At 73.1% G+C, this 17,140-nt stretch carries 16 protein-coding genes; 11 read left to right on the top strand and 5 right to left on the bottom strand.

The window, feature by feature from the left end:
- The first annotated feature begins 17 nt into the window (after positions 1-17).
- From FGI33_RS08465 to FGI33_RS08435, 7 genes are all read left to right on the top strand, one after another.
- Positions 18-1,091, top strand: coding sequence for a BMP family lipoprotein (locus FGI33_RS08465; protein ID WP_119401838.1), 1,074 nt, complete (start codon positions 18-20; stop codon positions 1,089-1,091).
- A 150-nt stretch (positions 1,092-1,241) separates the two neighbouring features.
- Entirely contained in the window at positions 1,242-2,336 is a 1,095-nt protein-coding gene (locus FGI33_RS08460; protein WP_119434305.1) for a BMP family lipoprotein, read from the top strand.
- Positions 2,337-2,417: 81 nt separating this feature from the next.
- On the top strand, positions 2,418-3,959 hold the full coding sequence (locus FGI33_RS08455) for an ABC transporter ATP-binding protein (RefSeq protein ID WP_119434306.1): 1,542 nt from the start codon (positions 2,418-2,420) through the stop codon (positions 3,957-3,959).
- Positions 3,956-5,317 carry an ABC transporter permease gene (locus tag FGI33_RS08450; protein ID WP_182623282.1) on the top strand — a complete coding sequence of 454 codons (1,362 nt, stop codon included), beginning with the start codon at positions 3,956-3,958 and terminating at the stop codon, positions 5,315-5,317. Before FGI33_RS08455 ends, FGI33_RS08450 begins: the two co-directional genes overlap by 4 nt.
- Positions 5,314-6,618, top strand: a complete 1,305-nt coding sequence (locus FGI33_RS08445) for an ABC transporter permease (RefSeq protein ID WP_119434307.1) — start codon at positions 5,314-5,316, stop codon at positions 6,616-6,618. Before FGI33_RS08450 ends, FGI33_RS08445 begins: the two co-directional genes overlap by 4 nt.
- Complete coding sequence (locus tag FGI33_RS08440; RefSeq protein WP_079532266.1) at positions 6,615-7,046, top strand: cytidine deaminase; 432 nt, start codon at positions 6,615-6,617, stop codon at positions 7,044-7,046. The genes FGI33_RS08445 and FGI33_RS08440 overlap by 4 nt, the downstream gene beginning before the upstream one ends.
- Positions 7,043-8,341: a thymidine phosphorylase gene (locus FGI33_RS08435; RefSeq protein ID WP_237581643.1), complete on the top strand. Its 1,299-nt coding sequence runs from the start codon at positions 7,043-7,045 to the stop codon at positions 8,339-8,341. The genes FGI33_RS08440 and FGI33_RS08435 overlap by 4 nt, the downstream gene beginning before the upstream one ends.
- Positions 8,342-8,399: 58 nt before the next feature.
- On the opposite strand, the gene uriH is transcribed toward FGI33_RS08435, so the two are convergent.
- Positions 8,400-9,335, bottom strand: coding sequence for a uridine-preferring nucleoside hydrolase UriH (uriH, locus tag FGI33_RS08430; RefSeq protein WP_119435341.1), 936 nt, complete (start codon positions 9,333-9,335; stop codon positions 8,400-8,402).
- 102 nt (positions 9,336-9,437) lie between these two features.
- On the opposite strand from uriH, the gene FGI33_RS08425 reads away from it, so the two are divergent.
- From FGI33_RS08425 to FGI33_RS08415, 3 genes are all read left to right on the top strand, one after another.
- On the top strand, positions 9,438-10,556 hold the full coding sequence (locus tag FGI33_RS08425; RefSeq protein WP_119435342.1) for an adenosine deaminase: 1,119 nt from the start codon (positions 9,438-9,440) through the stop codon (positions 10,554-10,556).
- A gap of 69 nt (positions 10,557-10,625) precedes the next feature.
- Entirely contained in the window at positions 10,626-11,075 is a 450-nt protein-coding gene (locus FGI33_RS08420) for a PTS sugar transporter subunit IIA (protein ID WP_119435343.1), read from the top strand.
- A complete protein-coding gene (locus FGI33_RS08415; protein WP_015489688.1) occupies positions 11,072-11,344 on the top strand; it encodes a PTS sugar transporter subunit IIB in 273 nt (90 codons plus the stop codon). Before FGI33_RS08420 ends, FGI33_RS08415 begins: the two co-directional genes overlap by 4 nt.
- Here the strand turns inward: FGI33_RS08415 and FGI33_RS08410 are convergent.
- The 4 genes from FGI33_RS08410 to FGI33_RS08395 all read right to left on the bottom strand — a co-directional run bounded on the left by FGI33_RS08410 (position 11,293) and on the right by FGI33_RS08395 (position 15,579).
- A complete protein-coding gene (locus FGI33_RS08410; protein ID WP_237581642.1) occupies positions 11,293-12,327 on the bottom strand; it encodes a hypothetical protein in 1,035 nt (344 codons plus the stop codon). The genes FGI33_RS08415 and FGI33_RS08410 overlap by 52 nt on opposite strands.
- Positions 12,324-12,962 (bottom strand): MerR family transcriptional regulator, encoded by a 639-nt coding sequence (locus tag FGI33_RS08405; protein WP_237581640.1) that lies wholly within the window; start codon positions 12,960-12,962, stop codon positions 12,324-12,326. The genes FGI33_RS08410 and FGI33_RS08405 overlap by 4 nt, the downstream gene beginning before the upstream one ends.
- Positions 12,963-13,051: 89 nt before the next feature.
- Positions 13,052-14,755: a phospho-sugar mutase gene (locus tag FGI33_RS08400; RefSeq protein ID WP_119434098.1), complete on the bottom strand. Its 1,704-nt coding sequence runs from the start codon at positions 14,753-14,755 to the stop codon at positions 13,052-13,054.
- On the bottom strand, positions 14,752-15,579 hold the full coding sequence (locus FGI33_RS08395; RefSeq protein ID WP_119434097.1) for a purine-nucleoside phosphorylase: 828 nt from the start codon (positions 15,577-15,579) through the stop codon (positions 14,752-14,754). Before FGI33_RS08395 ends, FGI33_RS08400 begins: the two co-directional genes overlap by 4 nt.
- 90 nt (positions 15,580-15,669) lie before the next feature.
- Here FGI33_RS08395 and FGI33_RS08390 point away from each other — a divergent pair, with 90 nt between their 5' ends.
- Positions 15,670-17,109 (top strand): NAD(P)H-quinone dehydrogenase, encoded by a 1,440-nt coding sequence (locus FGI33_RS08390; protein ID WP_119434096.1) that lies wholly within the window; start codon positions 15,670-15,672, stop codon positions 17,107-17,109.
- Positions 17,110-17,140: the final 31 nt, after the last annotated feature.

Genomic DNA, 17,140 nt, shown 5'->3' with positions numbered 1-17,140 from the left:
CCGGTTAGATTCCGGGGATGCCCCGCACCCGCCGCGTCGTCCGCGCCGCCATCCTGCCCATCGCCCTCCTCTCCGCCGCGGCCCTCGCCGGGTGCGGAGCGGCCCCCGAGCCCGGCGCCTCGACGGCTGCCGCGAGCGACTACTGCGCCCGCATGGTCACCAACTCCGGCGGCCTGCAGGACCGCTCCTTCAACCAGTCGAGCTGGGAGGGGCTGCAGCGCGCGGAGCAGGAGCTGGGGATCCAGGCCGACGTCCTCGTCTCCACGTCGGAGACCGACCTCGCGCCGAACGTCGAGCAGGCGGTCGGCACGGGCTGCGGCTTCATCCTCACCGTCGGCTACGAGCTGGCGGACGCGACGTCGGCGGCCGCCGCGGAGAACCCCGACGTGCACTTCTCCATCGTCGACGAGGTCGTCGACGCCCCCAACGTCAAGCCGCTCGTCTTCGACACGGCGCAGGCCTCCTACCTCGCGGGCTACCTCGCGGCGGGCGTGAGCCAGACGGGCAAGGTCGGCACCTTCGGCGGCGGCAACCAGCCGCCCGTCACCCTCTTCATGGACGGCTTCGTCGACGGCGTGGCCGCGTACAACCAGGCGCACGGCACGAGCGTCGTCGCGCTCGGCTGGGACGCCGCGGCGCAGGACGGCGCCTTCACCGGCGACTTCGAGGACGTGTCGAAGGGCCAGACCACCACGCAGAACCTGCTCGACCAGGGCGCCGACGTGATCATGCCCGTGGCCGGGCAGGTGGGGGAGGGCGCGGCGTCCGCGATCCTCGCGCACGGCAGCGGCAAGCTCATCTGGGTCGACAACGACGGCTACGACACGCTCCCGGCCGAGTACCGCCCGCTCCTGCTCACGAGCGTGCTCAAGGACACCGGCCAGGCCGTGGTCGACATCGTGGCCGACGACCAGAAGGGGTCCTTCTCGTCGGAGCCCTACGTGGGCACGCTCGCGAACGGCGGCGTGGGCCTCGCGGAGTACCACGACCTCGCCGCCTCGGTGTCGCCCGAGCTGCAGTCCGAGCTCGACGCGCTGAAGGCCCGGATCGTCTCCGGCGAGGTGCAGGTGAAGTCGGTCTCGACGCCCTAGCAGGGCCCGTGTTGCCGCGGTGTTTCGGGGTCGTCGCGGATCGGCAACGATTGCGCCCGGAGGCCCGATCCGGGCACGGGAGGCATTCCCGCGCATGGGTAACATGAACGCACATCGCCCGGGGGACCCGGGCTGCATCTGGAGGCCACAGTGACCATCACCACCCGAAAGGCCGCCCTGGGCGGTCTCGCCGCCGTCGGCATCACCGCGATCCTCGCGGGCTGCGGCGCCGCCCCCGAGTCGACCGCGGGAGGCGCCGGCGGCGCCGCGAAGAGCGACCTGCTCACCTGCATGGTCTCCGACTCCGGCGGCTTCGACGACAAGTCGTTCAACCAGCTCGGCTACGAGGGCCTCACCAAGGCCGTCGACGACCTCGGCCTCCCGGCGGCCAAGCCCGTCGAGTCCGCCGCGGAGACCGACTTCGCGCCGAACCTCACCAACCTCGCCGACCAGGGCTGCGGACTCATCGTCACCGTCGGCTTCCTGCTGGCGGACGCCACCAAGGAGGCGGCGGCCGCCAACACCGACATCGAGTACGCGATCATCGACGACGCCTCGATCGACGCCCCGAACGTCAAGCCCATCACCTTCAACACCAGCGAGGCCGCGTTCCTCGCGGGCTACTCCGCCGCGGCCTACTCGAAGACCGGCACCGTCGGCACCTTCGGCGGCCTGCAGATCCCGACCGTCACGATCTTCATGGACGGCTTCGTGGACGGCGTGAACTACTACAACGAGCAGAAGGGCAAGGACGTCAAGGCCATCGGCTGGGACGTCGCGAGCCAGAGCGGGTCGTTCACGGGCGAGTTCGTCGCCAACCAGACGGCCAAGACCGCCGCGCAGACCCTCATCGACCAGGGCGCGGACGTCATCATGCCCGTCGGCGGCCCGATCTTCCTCAGCGCCGGCGAGGCCATCCGCGACTCCAGCGACAAGAAGGTCGTCATGGTGGGCGTCGACTCCGACGCGTACGAGACCGCGCCCGACCTCAAGGACCTCTTCCTCACCTCTGTGCTCAAGGGCATCGACGCGGGCGTCGAGGACGTCGTGAAGACGGCGGCGGACGACCAGTTCGACGCGACGCCCTACGTGGGCACGCTCGAGAACGGCGGCGTGGACATCGCCCCGTTCCACGACTACGAGTCGGAGGTCCCCTCGGACCTCGCGGGCGAGCTCGAGACGATCAAGGCCGGCATCATCGACGGCTCGATCGCGGTCGAGTCGCCGTCGTCGCTGACGAAGTAGCATCGAACGCACCGCGGGGGGATCGGCAGGCGCCGGTCCCCCCGCCGCGTGTCCACCCGACCCACCGAACGGATTGATCCGATGAAGCTCGAACTGCGGGGCATCACCAAGCGCTTCGGCGCCCTCGTCGCCAACGACCACATCGACCTCGTGGTCCAGCCGGGGGAGATCCACTGCCTCCTGGGCGAGAACGGCGCCGGCAAGTCGACGCTGATGAACGTCCTCTACGGCCTGTACCAGGCGGAGGAGGGCGAGATCCTCCTCGACGACCGGGTCGCGCGCTTCGCCGGACCCGGCGACGCCATGGCGGCCGGCATCGGCATGGTGCACCAGCACTTCATGCTCATCCCCGTCTTCACCGTCGCGGAGAACGTCATGCTCGGGCACGAGGAGACGAAGCTCGGCGGCCGGCTCGACCTGGCAGGCGCCCGCGCGAAGGTGCGCGAGATCTCCGCCCGCTTCGGCTTCGACGTCGACCCGGACGCGCTCGTCGCCGACCTGCCCGTCGGCGTCCAGCAGCGCGTCGAGATCATCAAGGCCCTGTCGCGCGACGCCGAGGTGCTCGTGTTCGACGAGCCGACGGCCGTGCTCACGCCGCAGGAGACCGACGAGCTCATGGTCATCATGAAGCAGCTCCGGGACGCCGGCACGGGCATCGTCTTCATCACCCACAAGCTGCGCGAGGTGCGCGAGGTCGCGGACCGCATCACCGTGATCCGGCTCGGCAAGGTCGTCGGCGAGGCCGAGCCCACCGCCAGCAACGCCGAGCTCGCGTCCCTCATGGTCGGACGGAGCGTCTCGCTCACCGTCGCGAAGGAGCCGGCCACGCCCGGCGACGCCGCGCTCGTGGTGCGCGACCTCACGGTGATCGACGCCGCGGGCCAGGTCGTGGTCGACGGCGTGAGCTTCGAGGTGCACGCGGGGGAGATCCTCGCCATCGCGGGCGTGCAGGGCAACGGCCAGACCGAGCTCACCGAGGCGATCCTCGGGCTCCAGCCGCGCGTGTCCGGCACCATCGACCTCGACGGCACGCGCCTCACCGGCCGCTCCGTCCGCCGCGTGCTCGACGCGGGCGTCGGCTTCGTGCCCGAGGACCGCAACGAGGACGGGCTCGTCGCCGAGTTCACCATCGCCGAGAACCTCATGCTCGACCGCTCCGACAGCCCGCCGTTCGTCGTCGCCGGATCCCTCAAGCTCGGCTACCTCGACGAGTTCGCGCGCGACCGCGTGCGCGAGTTCGACATCCGCACGCAGGGCATCGACACGCACGTCGGCCGCCTTTCCGGCGGCAACGCGCAGAAGGTCGTGCTCGCGCGCGAGCTCAGCCGCGACCTCCGCCTGTTCGTCGCGGCGCAGCCCACGCGCGGCCTCGACGTCGGCTCCATCGAGTTCGTGCACACGCGCGTCGTCGAGACGCGCGACCGCGGCCTGCCCGTCATCGTCGTCTCCACCGAGCTCGACGAGGTCGCGGCGCTCGCCGACCGCATCGCCGTGATGTACCGCGGCGGCATCGTCGGCATCGTCCCGGGCGACACCCCGCGGGACGTGCTCGGCCTGATGATGGCCGGCGAGGTCCCCGCTTCCGTCCCCACCACCACGACCGCCGGAGGGCGCACCGCATGACCGACGACACCACTCGTCCCGAGGGCCAGGGGCCCGAGGACCCGTCCGCGGGGCAGCTGCCCGCGTCCGGCCGCGAGGCCGGATCCGTGGGCGACCCCACGCGCTCCGAGGCGCCCGCGGGCGTCCCCTCCGTGGCGACCGCCGACGGCGACGGGGGATCCCGCGCCGGCCAGGTGCTCCGCGAGATCGCGTCGGGCAGCGCGCTGCTGTCGGTGCTCGCGGTCGTGCTGTCCCTGATCGTGGGCGCGCTGCTCATCGCGGTCACCGACGAGGCGACGCAGGAGGCGGCCGGGTACTTCTTCAGCCGCCCGCTCGACACGCTCCGCGCCGGGTGGGACGCCGCGTCGGGCGCGTACTCCGCGCTCTTCCAGGGCTCGATCTACAACTTCCGCCGCCCGGGCTTCGCGAACGGCATCAAGCCGCTCACCGAGACGCTGACCTTCGCGACCCCGCTCATCGCGGCGGGCCTCGGCGTCGCGCTCGCGTTCCGCGTGGGCCTGTTCAACATCGGCGCCCGCGGCCAGATGCTCATCGCCGCGGCGTGCGCGGGATGGGTCGGCTTCGGCTTCGACCTGCCGCCCGTGATCCACCTGGTGCTCGCCGTCGCCGCGGGCATCGTGGGCGGCGCGGTGTGGGGCGGGATCGTCGGCCTCCTCAAGGCGCGCACGGGCGCGCACGAGGTGATCGTCACGATCATGCTCAACTACGTCGCGTTCTACCTCCTCTCCTACCTGCTGCGGACCCCCGGCCTGCTGCAGGCGCCCGGCTCGAACAACCCGAAGACGCCGGCGATGGCCGACGACGCGATCTTCCCGGCGCTCCTCGGTGACGGGTACTCGCTGCACGCGGGATTCCTCGTGGTCGTCGTCGCGACGGTGATCGTCTGGTACCTCCTCAACCGCTCGGGCCTCGGCTTCCGCTTCCGCGCGGTGGGCGAGAACCCGAGCGCGGCGCGGGTCGCCGGCATCGACGTGAAGAACTCCTACCTCTACGCCATGCTCATCTCCGGCGGGCTCGCGGGCCTCGCGGGGGCGAGCCAGGTGCTCGGCACGGTCACCACGGGCTTCAGCTCGGGGATCGACGCGGGCATCGGCTTCGACGCCATCACGGTGGCGCTGCTCGGCCGCAGCCGGCCGTGGGGCGTCTTCGTCGCGGGGATCCTCTTCGGCGCGTTCAAGGCCGGCGGCTTCTCGATGCAGGCAGCCGAGGGCGTGCCCATCGACATCGTCGTGGTCGTCCAGTCGCTCATCGTCCTGTTCATCGCGGCACCCCCGCTCGTGCGGGCGGTCTTCCGCCTCCCCGCGCCGGGCCGGGCGCGTCGCACCACCCGGATCCGGAAGGCGGCGCTCAGCTCATGACCGCGACCACGCCCACCGCCGCGCCGTCCCCGGCGCCGCACGACCCCGCGGCCGTCGCCCTCGAGCGCGCCGTCGCGACGAGCTGGAAGGCGCCCGTCGCCTTCGGGATCTTCGCCGTCGTCTCGCTCATCCTGTTCGTGCTGTTCAGCCGCGAGGGATCGAGCACGTTCGGCCTCTCCACCGGCACGGACCTCATCCAGCTCGCGCCGGTCGTGCTGCCGACGGCCGCCACCGGGGTCGCCGTCACCGTGGTGCTCGCCGCGCTCACCGTGGTGTCCGCCCTCCTGGTGCGCCGCTCGGCGAAGGTGCCGCTGTGGTTCACCGCCGTGTTCGCGATCCTGTTCCTCGTGGCGTTCCTCACCTGGGCATCCGCGGGCCAGACCATCCCCGTGCCCGGCCTCCTCGTGGGCACGGTCGCCCTGTCCGTGCCGCTCATCTTCGGCGCGCTGGGCGGCGTGCTCTCGGAGCGCGTGGGCGTCGTCAACGTCGCGATCGAGGGCCAGCTGCTGGCGGGCGCGTTCGTGTCCGCCGTGGTGGCTTCCATCACGGGCCAGCCGCTCATCGGCCTCGCGTCCGCGATGGTCGCCGGCATGCTGGTGTCGTTCGTGCTCGCGGCGTTCGCCATCAAGTACCTGGTCGACCAGGTCATCGTCGGCGTCGTCCTCAACGTGCTGGTCACGGGCCTCACGAGCTTCCTGTTCTCGCAGGTGCTGTCGGCCGACCCGGGCACGCTCAACTCCCCGCCGCGCTTCGACCGCATCGACATCCCGATCCTCGGCCAGATCCCGATCATCGGCCCCGTGCTGTTCCGGCAGACGATCATCGTCTACCTCATGTACGTGGCCGTGTTCCTCGTCTGGTACTGCCTCTTCCACACCCGCTGGGGCCTCCGCCTCCGCGCGGTGGGCGAGCACCCGCAGGCGGCCGACACCGTGGGCATCAAGGTCTCCGCGACCCGGTTCTGGAACGTGTCCCTCGCGGGCGCGATCGCGGGCCTCGGCGGCGCGTTCTTCACGCTCGGGTCCGTCGGCGCGTTCAACAAGGAGATGACGGCGGGCGCCGGGTTCATCGCGCTGGCCGCGGTCATCTTCGGCCGGTGGGATCCGCTGCGCGCCACGCTCGCGGCCCTCCTGTTCGGCTTCGCGAGCAACCTGCAGAACGTCCTCGGCGTCATCGGGTCGCCCGTGCCGAGCGAGTTCATGCTGATGCTGCCGTACGTCGTGACCATCGCCGCGGTCGCCGGACTGGTGGGGCAGGTGCGCGGCCCGGCCGCCGCCGGCAAGCCCTACGTGAAGTCGTGAGCGCCGTGGAGCCCGGCGGGTCGGGCGGCATCGACTGGGGATCCCTCCGCGAGGCGGCGCACGAGGCCATGGGCCGCGCGTACGTCCCGTACTCCCGCTTCCCCGTGGGCGTCGCGGCCATCGCGACCGACGGCCGCGTCATCACCGGCTGCAACGTGGAGAACGCCTCCTACGGCCTGACCCTCTGCGCCGAATGCGCGCTCGTCTCCGTGCTGCACCTCACGGGCGGCGGCCAGCTCGTGGCGTTCACGTGCGTGGACGGCGACGGCAACATCCTCATGCCGTGCGGGCGCTGCCGGCAGCTGCTGTTCGAGCACGCGGTGCCGGGCATGCTGCTGGAGACCGTGTCGGGGATCCGCACGATCGACGAGGTCCTGCCCGACGCCTTCGGGCCCAGCACGCTGAACGCGTACGGGGACCGCTCGTGAGCGCCGCGTTCGACGTCGTCGACCTCATCCGGACCAAGCGCGACGGCGGCCGGCTCTCGACCGCCGAGATCGACTGGCTCGTGGCGGCGTACACCGACCGCTACGTCGCGGACGAGCAGATGGCCGCGCTCGCGATGGCGATCCTCCTGCGCGGCATGGACCGCACCGAGATCCGCGACCTCACGCTCGCGATGATCGCGAGCGGCGAGACGCTCGACTTCTCGCAGCTCGGCAAGCCCACGGTCGACAAGCACTCCACGGGCGGCGTGGGCGACAAGATCACCCTCCCGCTCATGCCGCTGGTCGCCTCCTACGGTGTGGCGGTGCCGCAGCTCTCCGGCCGCGGCCTCGGCCACACGGGCGGCACGCTGGACAAGCTCGAGTCGATCCCCGGCTGGCGCGCCGACCTCTCCACGGAGGAGATGGTGCGGCAGATGCAGGACCACGGCGGCGTGATCTGCGCGGCCGGCAGCGGCCTCGCCCCCGCCGACAAGCGCCTCTACGCGCTGCGCGACGCCACGGGCACGGTCGAGGCGATCCCGCTCATCGCCTCGAGCATCATGAGCAAGAAGATCGCCGAGGGCACGGGCGCGCTCGTCCTCGACGTGAAGTTCGGATCCGGCGCCTTCATGACGGACATCGACCGGTCGCGCGAGCTCGCGCGCACCATGGTCGAGCTCGGCACCGACGCGGGGGTGCGGACGACCGCGCTCCTCACCGACATGGACGTGCCGCTCGGCCTCGCCATCGGCAACGCCAACGAGGTGCGGGAGTCGGTCGAGGTGCTCGCGGGCGGCGGACCCGCCGACGTCGTGGAGCTCACGCTGGCGCTCGCGCGGGAGATGCTCGCCGCGGTCGGGATCCCCGACGCCGACGTCGACGTCGCCCTCCGCGACGGCCGGGCCATGGACGCATGGCGCGCCACCGTGCGCGCGCAGGGCGGGGATCCGGACGCCGCGATGCCCGTCGCGCGCGAGACCCACGTGGTGACCGCGGAGCGCGACGGCGTGCTCGTGCAGCAGGACGCCCTCCCGTTCGGCATCGCCGCCTGGCGCCTGGGCGCCGGCCGCGCGCGCCAGGGCGACGCGGTGCAGCACGCCGCGGGCGTCGACCTGCACGCGAAGCCGGGGGACCGCGTCCGCCGCGGCGACCCGCTGTTCACGCTCTCCACCGACGAGCCCGAGCGGTTCGACCGCGCGCTGGAGTCGCTCGAGGGCGCGTACCGCGTCGGCGACCCGGAGGAGCACGTCGCGCGCGGCCCGCTCGTCCGGGAGCGCATCACCGCCGAGGGCTGATCCGCCGCCCGGCCGTCGTCCCGCGACGACGGCCGGGCCGGGCGGACCGCATCCCGCCTCAGCCGATGCGCTCGAGCGCGTCGACCACGACGTCCCAGAACCCGGCGTGGTCGAGCTCGACGGCGACCTGCGTCGTGCAGCCGTCGGGCGCGGGGCGGCGGAGGTCCGCCACCGTCATTCCCGTCGTGTGCGTGCCCGTCAGCTCCACCGAGATCGGCGCGCGCCGCACCGAGACGAGGCGCGGGTCGATGACGCGCGCGACGGCGCACGGGTCGTGCACGGGCGGGCTCGGGAAGTCCTGGCGGTCGTGGTACGCCCGGCCGTACGACTCCATCGAGTCGACGACGAAGCGCGCGGCCGGCGTGCCGAGGGCGGCGATGCGCGCCATGACCTCCGGGGTCGCGGTCGCCTGGTACGTGAGGTCGAGGCCCACCATCGTCACCGGCCACGCCTCGCCGAACACGATGTGCGCGGCCTCGGGGTCGACCGCGACGTTGAACTCCGCGACCGCCGTGCTGTTGCCCGCGTGGTAGCCGCCGCCCATCAGCACGACCTCCTTCACGCGCTCGACGATGCGGGGCTCCCGGCGCACGGCGAGGGCGATGTTGGTGAGCGCGCCGAGCGGCACCAGCGTGATCTCGCCGGGCGCGTGCGCCATGACCGTCTCGATGATGAGGTCCACCGCGTGCCGCGGGTCGAGCGCGACGGTCGGCTCGGGCAGCTCGGGTCCGTCGAGCCCGCTCTCGCCGTGGATCTCGGGCGCCGTCATCACGGGCCGCACGAGCGGGCGCGCGCAGCCCGCGGCGACGGGCACGCCGTGGATCCCCGCGACGGTCGCCACCGCGAGCGCGTTGCGCGTCACCTTCTCGAGCGTCTGGTTGCCCGCCACGGTGGTGATGCCGACGATCTCCACCTCGGGGCTGCCGTGCGCGAGCATCAGGGCGAGGGCGTCGTCGTGCCCCGGGTCGCAGTCGATCAGGATCTTGGTGGGCATGGGTCCTCCGGCTCGGTCGCGGCCCTCGGATGTCTCGCGCACCGATCGTTCGTGCGCCGACGACCTCCGCGTGGGCCGCGTCGAGGCTAGTAGATTCGTCCCATGACACTCGCTCCCGAGGACTCCACGCTGCCCGGCGGAGGCTCCTACCGCGACCTCCCGAAGGTCTCCCTCCACGACCACCTCGACGGCGGCCTCCGCCCCGGCACCATCGTCGAGATCGCCGACGAGATCGGCCTCGAGCTGCCCGCCCGGGGCGCCGAGGCCCTCGGCGAGTGGTTCCGCACCAGCGCCGACTCCGGATCCCTCGTCGAGTACCTGAAGACCTTCGACGTCACCATCGCCGTCATGCAGACCGAGGAGCACCTGGCGCGCGTCGCCCGCGAGTTCGTCGAGGACCTCGCCGAGGACGGCGTCGTCTACGGCGAGATCCGCTGGGCGCCCGAGCAGCACCTCGGGAACGGCCTGTCGCTCGACCAGACGGTCGAGGCCGTGCAGTCCGGCATCGAGGAGGCCGTGCGCGGCGTCGAGGAGGCGGGCGGATCCATCCGCGTCGGCCAGCTCGTCAGCGCCATGCGCCACCTGGACCGCGGCACCGAGATCGCCGAGCTCGCCATCCGCCACCGCGACCGCGGCGTCGTCGGCTTCGACATCGCCGGCCCCGAGGCCGGCTTCCCGCCGTCCCGCATGCAGGGCGCGTTCGACCTCCTGGCGCGCGAGTGGATGCCCCGCACGGTCCACGCGGGCGAGGCCGACGGCCTGGAGTCCATCCGCGGCGCGCTCCTCGACGGCCGGGCCCTCCGCCTGGGCCACGGCGTGCGCATCGCCGAGGACATCGAGATCGACAGCGAGGAGGGCGAGGACGTCTTCGTCACCCTCGGCACGCTCGCGCAGTGGGTCAAGGACCGCGGCATCCCGCTGGAGCTCAGCCCGTCGTCGAACCTGCAGACCGGCGCCATCGAGGCGTGGGGCGACGCGATGACGGACCACCCCTTCGACCTGCTCTACCAGCTCGGCTTCGCCGTCACGGTGAACACCGACAACCGCCTCATGAGCGGCACGAGCATCAGCCGGGAGCTGGCCCTCCTCACGGACGCGTTCGCGTACGACCTCGACGACCACGAGGCCTTCCAGCTGAACGCGGCCGCCGCGGCCTTCCTGCCGCTCGAGGAGCGCGAGGCGCTCGCCGACATCATCTCCGAGGGGTTCGCCCGCCTGTAGCGCGGGGCCCCACGGCCTCCCGCCCGCTCGCCCGTCAGCCCGCCCGCTTCGACAGAGAGGTCGCACCCCGTGCTCCCACCGCTCCCGGACGACGCCGTCACCCTCGGCGCCGAGGCCGCCGACTGGCGCGCCGCCGTGCGCCTGGCGGGTGACGCGCTCGTCCGCTCGGGCGCGGCCACCCCGGACTACGCGGACGCCATGATCCGCGTGGTCGAGGAGTTCGGCGCCTACGTCGTCATCGCCCCGGGGCTCGCGCTCGCGCACGCCCGGCCGGGCCCCGAGACGCTCGCCGACGGCCTCGCGGTCGTCACGCTCACGGAGCCGGTGGCGTTCGGGCACGCGCACAACGACCCCGTGGACGTGATCGTCGGCCTCGCGGTCACCACGGTCGACCGGCACGTGTCCTCGGTCGCCGACATGGCCAACATCTTCAACGACGCCACCGCCATCCCGCGGCTGCGCGCCGCCACCACCGTCGACGAGGTCCGGCGCATCATGGCCGGCGAGGAGAGCGCATGAAGGTCGTCGCGATCTGCGGCGTGGGGATCGGCACGTCCGGCATCCTCAAGGTCAACGCAGAGCGCGCGCTCGCGCGCCTCGGCATCGAGGCGGATGTCACCGCGGCCGACCTCGCGAGCGTCGCCTCCCTCGGCGAGGACGCGCAGGTGATCCTCACGTCGCCCGAGCTCGTGGACCGCATCGGGCCCACGTACGCCGACGTCGTCGTGATCGAGAACTACTTCGACCTCGAGGAGATCTCCGCCAAGCTCGACGCCGCGCTCGGCTGAGCGCCCGGCGCGCTCGCCTCCCGGTCCCGCGCTCCGTCCGAGTGCCCCTCGTGTCCGGTGGTCGGAAGTCGCGGGCCCCCGCGCAGCACCACCGCGACGGCCGCCGCGAGGGCCGCTACGGCCAGCGCGGCGGTCGCCGTCGCGATCCCGGGGGAGGGCGCCGTGACCGGCTCGCCGCGGAGCGCCTGCACCGTGACGATCGCGATGACCGCCAGGTACGCGACCGCCGCGATCGCCGTCAGCCGCACGCGCACCCGGTCGGGCGCGAGCGCGGGGATCCGGCGGCCGGCCGCGCCGAGGAGGAGGGCCGCGATCGGCAGCAGCTGCAGCGCGTGCATGCCGACGAAGTGCGGGATCCGCAGGTCGCCCGCCGTCGTGCTCCAGCCGAGCACGGGGATGCCGGGACCGCCGTCGCCCGCGCCCACCGTGTGCGCGCCGGCCACGCCGTGGAAGTCGGCGAGCTGCGCCGCGGTCGGCGACGTCATGAGGTAGGCGAGCCCGATGCCGACGAGCGCGATCAGGGCGCCCGCGCGGATCCCGAGCGTGAGCGCCGGGTCGGGCAGCCGGAGCCGCAGCACGGCGAGGCTCGTGACGAACGTGCAGAGGTAGAGCACGGTGATCGACGCGGCCATCACGGCCCACAGCGTCGTCGCGAGCGGGCTGGAGACGTTGAAGTGGCTCGTCGTCCCGGCCGCCGCGGCGCCCACGATGACCGCCTGCTCCACGACGAGCGCGACCGCGACCACCGTGCCGAGGACGTGCGCCGGCCGCCGGAAGCGGGGGAGGTGCGCGATGAGCCAGGCCCAGGAGACGGCGTAGACGAGGATCGACAGCGAGAACTTGGCGGGCTTGCCCCAGACCGGCGCGCCCGTCACGACGCGGTGGTCGACCAGGCCGCCCACGAGGCACGCCGCCGCGACGACGGCCATGAGCGCGGCCACCGCCATCAGCGGCCGGTGCCAGCCGTACGCGCGCCGGATCACGATGCGCCGCCCGTCGACGCCCACGCGGGCGAGGACACCGTGGCCTGGGCGATGCGGCGGAGCCCCGCCGCCAGCTGGTCGCCCAGCACGGTGCCGACCACCATGAGCTCGGCCATGGCCGTGCGGTCGGGCCGCCCGCGCACCGCGGCGAGGTCGGCGTCGGCCTGGATCGCGGCCGCCTCCGCGTAGCGCGCGAGGTAGCCGTCCTCCATCGGGTGGCCCGAGCGCGCGAACGCGTCGACGGCGCGAGCCGCCTGCGCCCGACCGGCGTGCCCCTCGAGCACGCACCAGCCGGCGTCGGCGGTGACGGCGTCGACGCGGGCCAGGGCGTCGGCGGGCGGGGGATCCGCGGGCACCGGCCCCGGGGTCAGCGCGTCCTGCGCCACCGCGAAGACGTCCTGCACGTGGCGGGCGTCGTCGTCGAGCGTCGCCAGCACCTCGCGGGCGCGCGCGACCGGCAGCCGTCCGACGTCGATGAGGGCGCGGACCAGCCGGACGCGGCGCGCGTGCTCCTCGTCGTAGTCGGTGCGGTTGTCGCTCACGCGCGTGCCCGCGGGGAGCAGGCCCTCGCGGACGTAGTACTTGACCGTGGCGGGGGCCACGCCCGTGGCCTCGGCCAGCTCGGTGATGCGCATGCCGCGAGGCTAGCGCACTGATAGCGCCACTACCAGCAGGCGTGCGAGAAGAGCCGCGGGCCGGTGACGGCCCGCGGCTCTCCGGGCGGCTAGACCTCGAGCAGCAGCGGCACGGCCTGCGCGAGATCCGCGACGATGGCGCGCGCGGCGTCGCGGCGCTCGGCCACGGTGCCCTCCGTGCTCTGGGCGTCGAGGTAGACCTTGATCTTCGGCTCCGTGCCGCTCGGCCGCACGATGAGCCGCGCGCCGTCGCCCAGGTGGAACCGGAGCACGTCGCTCGGCGGCAGGTCGGCCGTCCCCTCGGCGAGGTCGTCCATGCGTTCGACGCGCCGGGACCCGATCGAGGTCGGCGGCGACTGCCGGAGCTTCGCCATGATGCGCGGGATGACCGCGAGGTCGGTGACGCGCACCGAGATCTGGTCGCTCGCGAAGGAGCCGAACCGCTCGGCGAACTCGCGGTCGTAGTCGTCGATGGTCTGCCCGCGCGACTTCAGCAGCATCACGCCGTGCAGAACGGCGACGGCCGCGGAGATGCCGTCCTTGTCGCTCGTGATCCAGGGCGCGACCAGGTAGCCGAGCGCCTCCTCGTAGCCGTAGATCAGGTCGGGCACGCGGCTGATCCACTTGAAGCCCGTGAGCGTCTCGCGGTAGCCGAAGCCCAGCTCCCGGGCGACGACCTCGAGCGCGGGGGAGGAGACGAGCGACGAGGCGAACGTGCCGGTGTTGCCGTCGGCCGCGTAGCGCTCGGCGATGCCGAGGCCGAGCAGCATGCCCACCTCGTTGCCGGAGAGGCGCCGCCAGGCGCCGTGCTCGTCCGCGATGGCGACCGCGAGCCGGTCGGCGTCGGGGTCGTTGGCGATGATGAGCTCGGCGTCGGACCGCACGGCCGCCTCGAACGCGAGGTCGAGCGCGCCCGGCTCCTCGGGGTTCGGGAAGTCGACCGTGGGGAAGTCGGGGTCGGGGTCCGCCTGGGCCGCGACGACGACGGGCGCGTCCACGCCGACCGCCTGGAACACGCGCGCCGCGGTCTCCCACCCGACGCCGTGCAACGGCGTGTAGACCCACGTCAGCGGGGCGAGCGGGGCGGCGAAGAGGTCGGCGGTCTCCGCGACGTAGGAGTCGATCAGGGTCTCGGGCGCGATCTCGTAGTCGTCCGCCATCGGCAGCTGCTGCACGGTGCGCTCGCCCGCGGCCTTGTGGATGAAGGCGGCGATGTCGCGGTCGGCCGGGCTGACGATCTGCGCCCCGTGGTCCTCGTCGCCGAGGTAGACCTTGTAGCCGTTGTCGCGCGCTGGGTTGTGCGACGCCGTGACCATGACGCCCGCGCTCACGGCGAGGTGCTTCACCGCGTACGCGAGGACGGGCGTCGGGAGCGCCCGGGGGAGCAGCACGGTGCGGACACCGGCGCCCGCCATGATGCGCGCGGTGTCCTCGGCGAAGACCCGCGAGTTGTGGCGCCCGTCGTACCCGACGACGATGCTCGGGCGGGGGCTGCGGCTGCGGAGGTAGTCGGCGAAGCCGGCGGCCGCCTGCGAGACGAGCACGCGGTTCATGCGGTTGGGCCCGGCGCCCAGCTCGCCGCGGAGCCCGGCGGTGCCGAACTGGAGGCGCGTCTGGAAGCGGTCGCGGATCTCCGCGGCGGCCTGCTCCCGCTCGACCGCGGAGGCCCCGGGCGCGGTGCCCTCGACCCGGGCGAGCAGCTCGTCGACCTCGGCGCGCGTGATCGGATCCGGGTCCTGCGCCTGCCAGGCGCGCGCGGCGCCGACCAGCGCGGCGGTCTCCTCCCGGCTCACAGGGCGCCCACGATGCGCGCGAGCATGCCGCCGATGCGGACCTCGGCGGCGCGGCCGGCCTCGATGACCTCCTCGTGACTGAGCGGCGTCTCCTGGATCCCGGCGGCGAGGTTCGTGATGAGGGACATGCCGAGCACCTCCATGCCGGCCTCGCGCGCGGCGATGGCCTCGAGCGCGGTGGACATGCCGACGATGTGGCCGCCGATGGCCTTCGCCATCCGCACCTCGGCGGGCGTCTCGTAGTGCGGGCCGCGGAACTGGCAGTAGACGCCCTCGTCGAGGTCGGGCTCGACCTCGTGGGCGATCGCTCGGAGTCGCGCGGAGTAGAGGTCCGTGAGGTCGATGAAGGTCGCGCCCTCGAGCGGGGAGTCGGCGGTGAGGTTGATGTGGTCGCTGATGAGGACGGGCGTGCCGGGGGTCCAGTGCTCCTTGATGCCGCCCGCGCCGTTGGTGAGGATCATCGTGGTGGCGCCGGTCGCGGCGGCGGTGCGCACGCTGTGCACGACCCGGCGGACGCCGTGGCCCTCGTAGTAGTGGGTGCGCGCGCCGATGACGAGGGCGCGGCGGCCGGACGGCAGCAGGACGCTGCGGAGCGAGCCGACGTGGCCCTCCAGCGCGGGCTTCGAGAAGCCGACGACCTCGGTGGCCGGGATGGTCGCGGTGGTCTCGCCGATGAGATCCGCCGCGCGCCCCCATCCGCTGCCGAGCGTGAGGGCGATGTCATGGCGCTCGACGCCCGTGAGCTCGGCGATCTGCCGGGCCGCCTGCCGCGCGATCTCCTGGGGGTCCGCGTCGGGCGACTCGAGGGGGTTGCTGTTGGTCATCCCCCGATCCTAAATGCGCGGGCGCGGGCGGCCCCGGCCGCCACGACGGGCGGGTTCGCGCGGGCCGCGGGCCTGCGGGATGATGTGCGCATGGGATACGAGTTCGAGGCCAACCAACGGATCGCCGTCCTCGGAGGGGGCCCCGGCGGCTACGAGGCCGCCATCGCCGGAGCGCAGCTCGGCGCGGAGGTGACGCTGGTGGAGCGCGTGGGCGTCGGCGGCTCGGCCGTGATGACCGACGTCGTCCCCTCGAAGACCCTCATCGCCACCGCCGAGGCCACGAACGCGCTGGGCGAGGCCGCCGACCTCGGCGTCCAGTTCTTCTCCCGCGGCGAGCAGAGCCGCCGACCCGTGCGCCCCGAGGTCGCCGTCAACCTCCAGGCCGTCAACGACCGCCTGCTCCGGCTCGCGCGCCAGCAGTCGGAGGACATGAAGTCGAGCCTCATCCGCGCGGGCGTCCGCATCGTCCAGGGCGAGGGCCGGCTCGACGGGCCGAACCGCATCATCGTCTCCACCGGCCGCGGCGGCGGCGGCACCGACTTCGACGAGATCGACGCGGACACCACGGTCGTCTCCACGGGCGCGAGCCCGCGCATCCTCGAGACCGCGAAGCCCGACGGGGAGCGCATCCTCACCTGGACGCAGCTCTACACGATGGACTCCGTGCCCGAGCACCTCATCGTCGTCGGATCCGGCGTCACGGGCGCCGAGTTCGCGTCCGCCTACACGGCGCTCGGCGCGAAGGTCACGCTCATCTCCTCCCGCGACCAGGTGCTCCCGGGCGAGGACGCCGACGCGGCCCGGGTCATCGAGGACGTCTTCACGCGCAACGGCATGACCGTGCTGTCGAAGTCCCGCGCCGAGTCGGTCGTCCGCAAGGGCGACGGCGTGGTCGCGACGCTGAGCGACGGCCGCGTCGTGGAGGGCAGCCACTGCCTCATGGCGGTCGGATCCGTGCCGAACACCGCCGGGATCGGCCTCGAGGAGGCGGGCGTGCAGCTCAGCGACTCCGGCCACATCCGCGTCAACCGCGTCGCGCGCACCTCGGTGCCCAGCGTGTACGCAGCGGGCGACTGCACCACCTTCCTGCCGCTCGCCTCGGTCGCGTCCATGCAGGGTCGCACCGCGGTCTACCACGCGATGGGCGACGCGGTGAGCCCCACCGAGCTCCGCAACGTGACCTCCAACATCTTCACCCAGCCGGAGATCGCGACGGTCGGCTGGTCGCAGAAGCAGATCGAGGAGGGGCTCGCGCAGGGCGACATCTACAAGCTGCCGCTCGCGTCCAACCCCCGTGCGAAGATGCAGAACGTCAAGGACGGCTTCGTGAAGCTGTTCGCGCGCACGGGCTCCGGCACGGTCATCGGCGGCGTCATCGTCGCGCCCAAGGCCAGCGAGCTGATCTTCCCGCTCGCCCTCGCGGTCGAGCACCGGCTCACGGTGGACGACGTCGCGCGCGCGTTCACGGTCTACCCCTCGCTGTCGGGCAGCATCTCCGACGCGGCGCGCGCCATGCACATCGTGCTCTGACGCACCCGCCCCGCACGCGACGACGGCCGGC

The sequence above is a fragment of the Clavibacter phaseoli genome, from assembly GCF_021922925.1.
GTDB classification, from domain to species: Bacteria; Actinomycetota; Actinomycetes; order Actinomycetales; family Microbacteriaceae; genus Clavibacter; species Clavibacter phaseoli.
Note: the sequence above shows the minus strand (reverse complement) of the source record. Positions and strands in the feature narration are given on the sequence as shown.

Coding starts and splice junctions, on each gene's coding strand:
- FGI33_RS08395 (WP_119434097.1), bottom strand. CDS start 15,579: ATGACCAACAGCAACCCCCTCGAGTCGCCCGACGCGGACCCCCAGGAG.
- FGI33_RS08390 (WP_119434096.1), top strand. CDS start 15,670: ATGGGATACGAGTTCGAGGCCAACCAACGGATCGCCGTCCTCGGAGGG.
- FGI33_RS08405 (WP_237581640.1), bottom strand. CDS start 12,962: ATGCGCATCACCGAGCTGGCCGAGGCCACGGGCGTGGCCCCCGCCACG.
- FGI33_RS08465 (WP_119401838.1), top strand. CDS start 18: ATGCCCCGCACCCGCCGCGTCGTCCGCGCCGCCATCCTGCCCATCGCC.
- FGI33_RS08455 (WP_119434306.1), top strand. CDS start 2,418: ATGAAGCTCGAACTGCGGGGCATCACCAAGCGCTTCGGCGCCCTCGTC.
- uriH (WP_119435341.1), bottom strand. CDS start 9,335: ATGCCCACCAAGATCCTGATCGACTGCGACCCGGGGCACGACGACGCC.
- FGI33_RS08445 (WP_119434307.1), top strand. CDS start 5,314: ATGACCGCGACCACGCCCACCGCCGCGCCGTCCCCGGCGCCGCACGAC.
- FGI33_RS08450 (WP_182623282.1), top strand. CDS start 3,956: ATGACCGACGACACCACTCGTCCCGAGGGCCAGGGGCCCGAGGACCCG.
- FGI33_RS08415 (WP_015489688.1), top strand. CDS start 11,072: ATGAAGGTCGTCGCGATCTGCGGCGTGGGGATCGGCACGTCCGGCATC.
- FGI33_RS08425 (WP_119435342.1), top strand. CDS start 9,438: ATGACACTCGCTCCCGAGGACTCCACGCTGCCCGGCGGAGGCTCCTAC.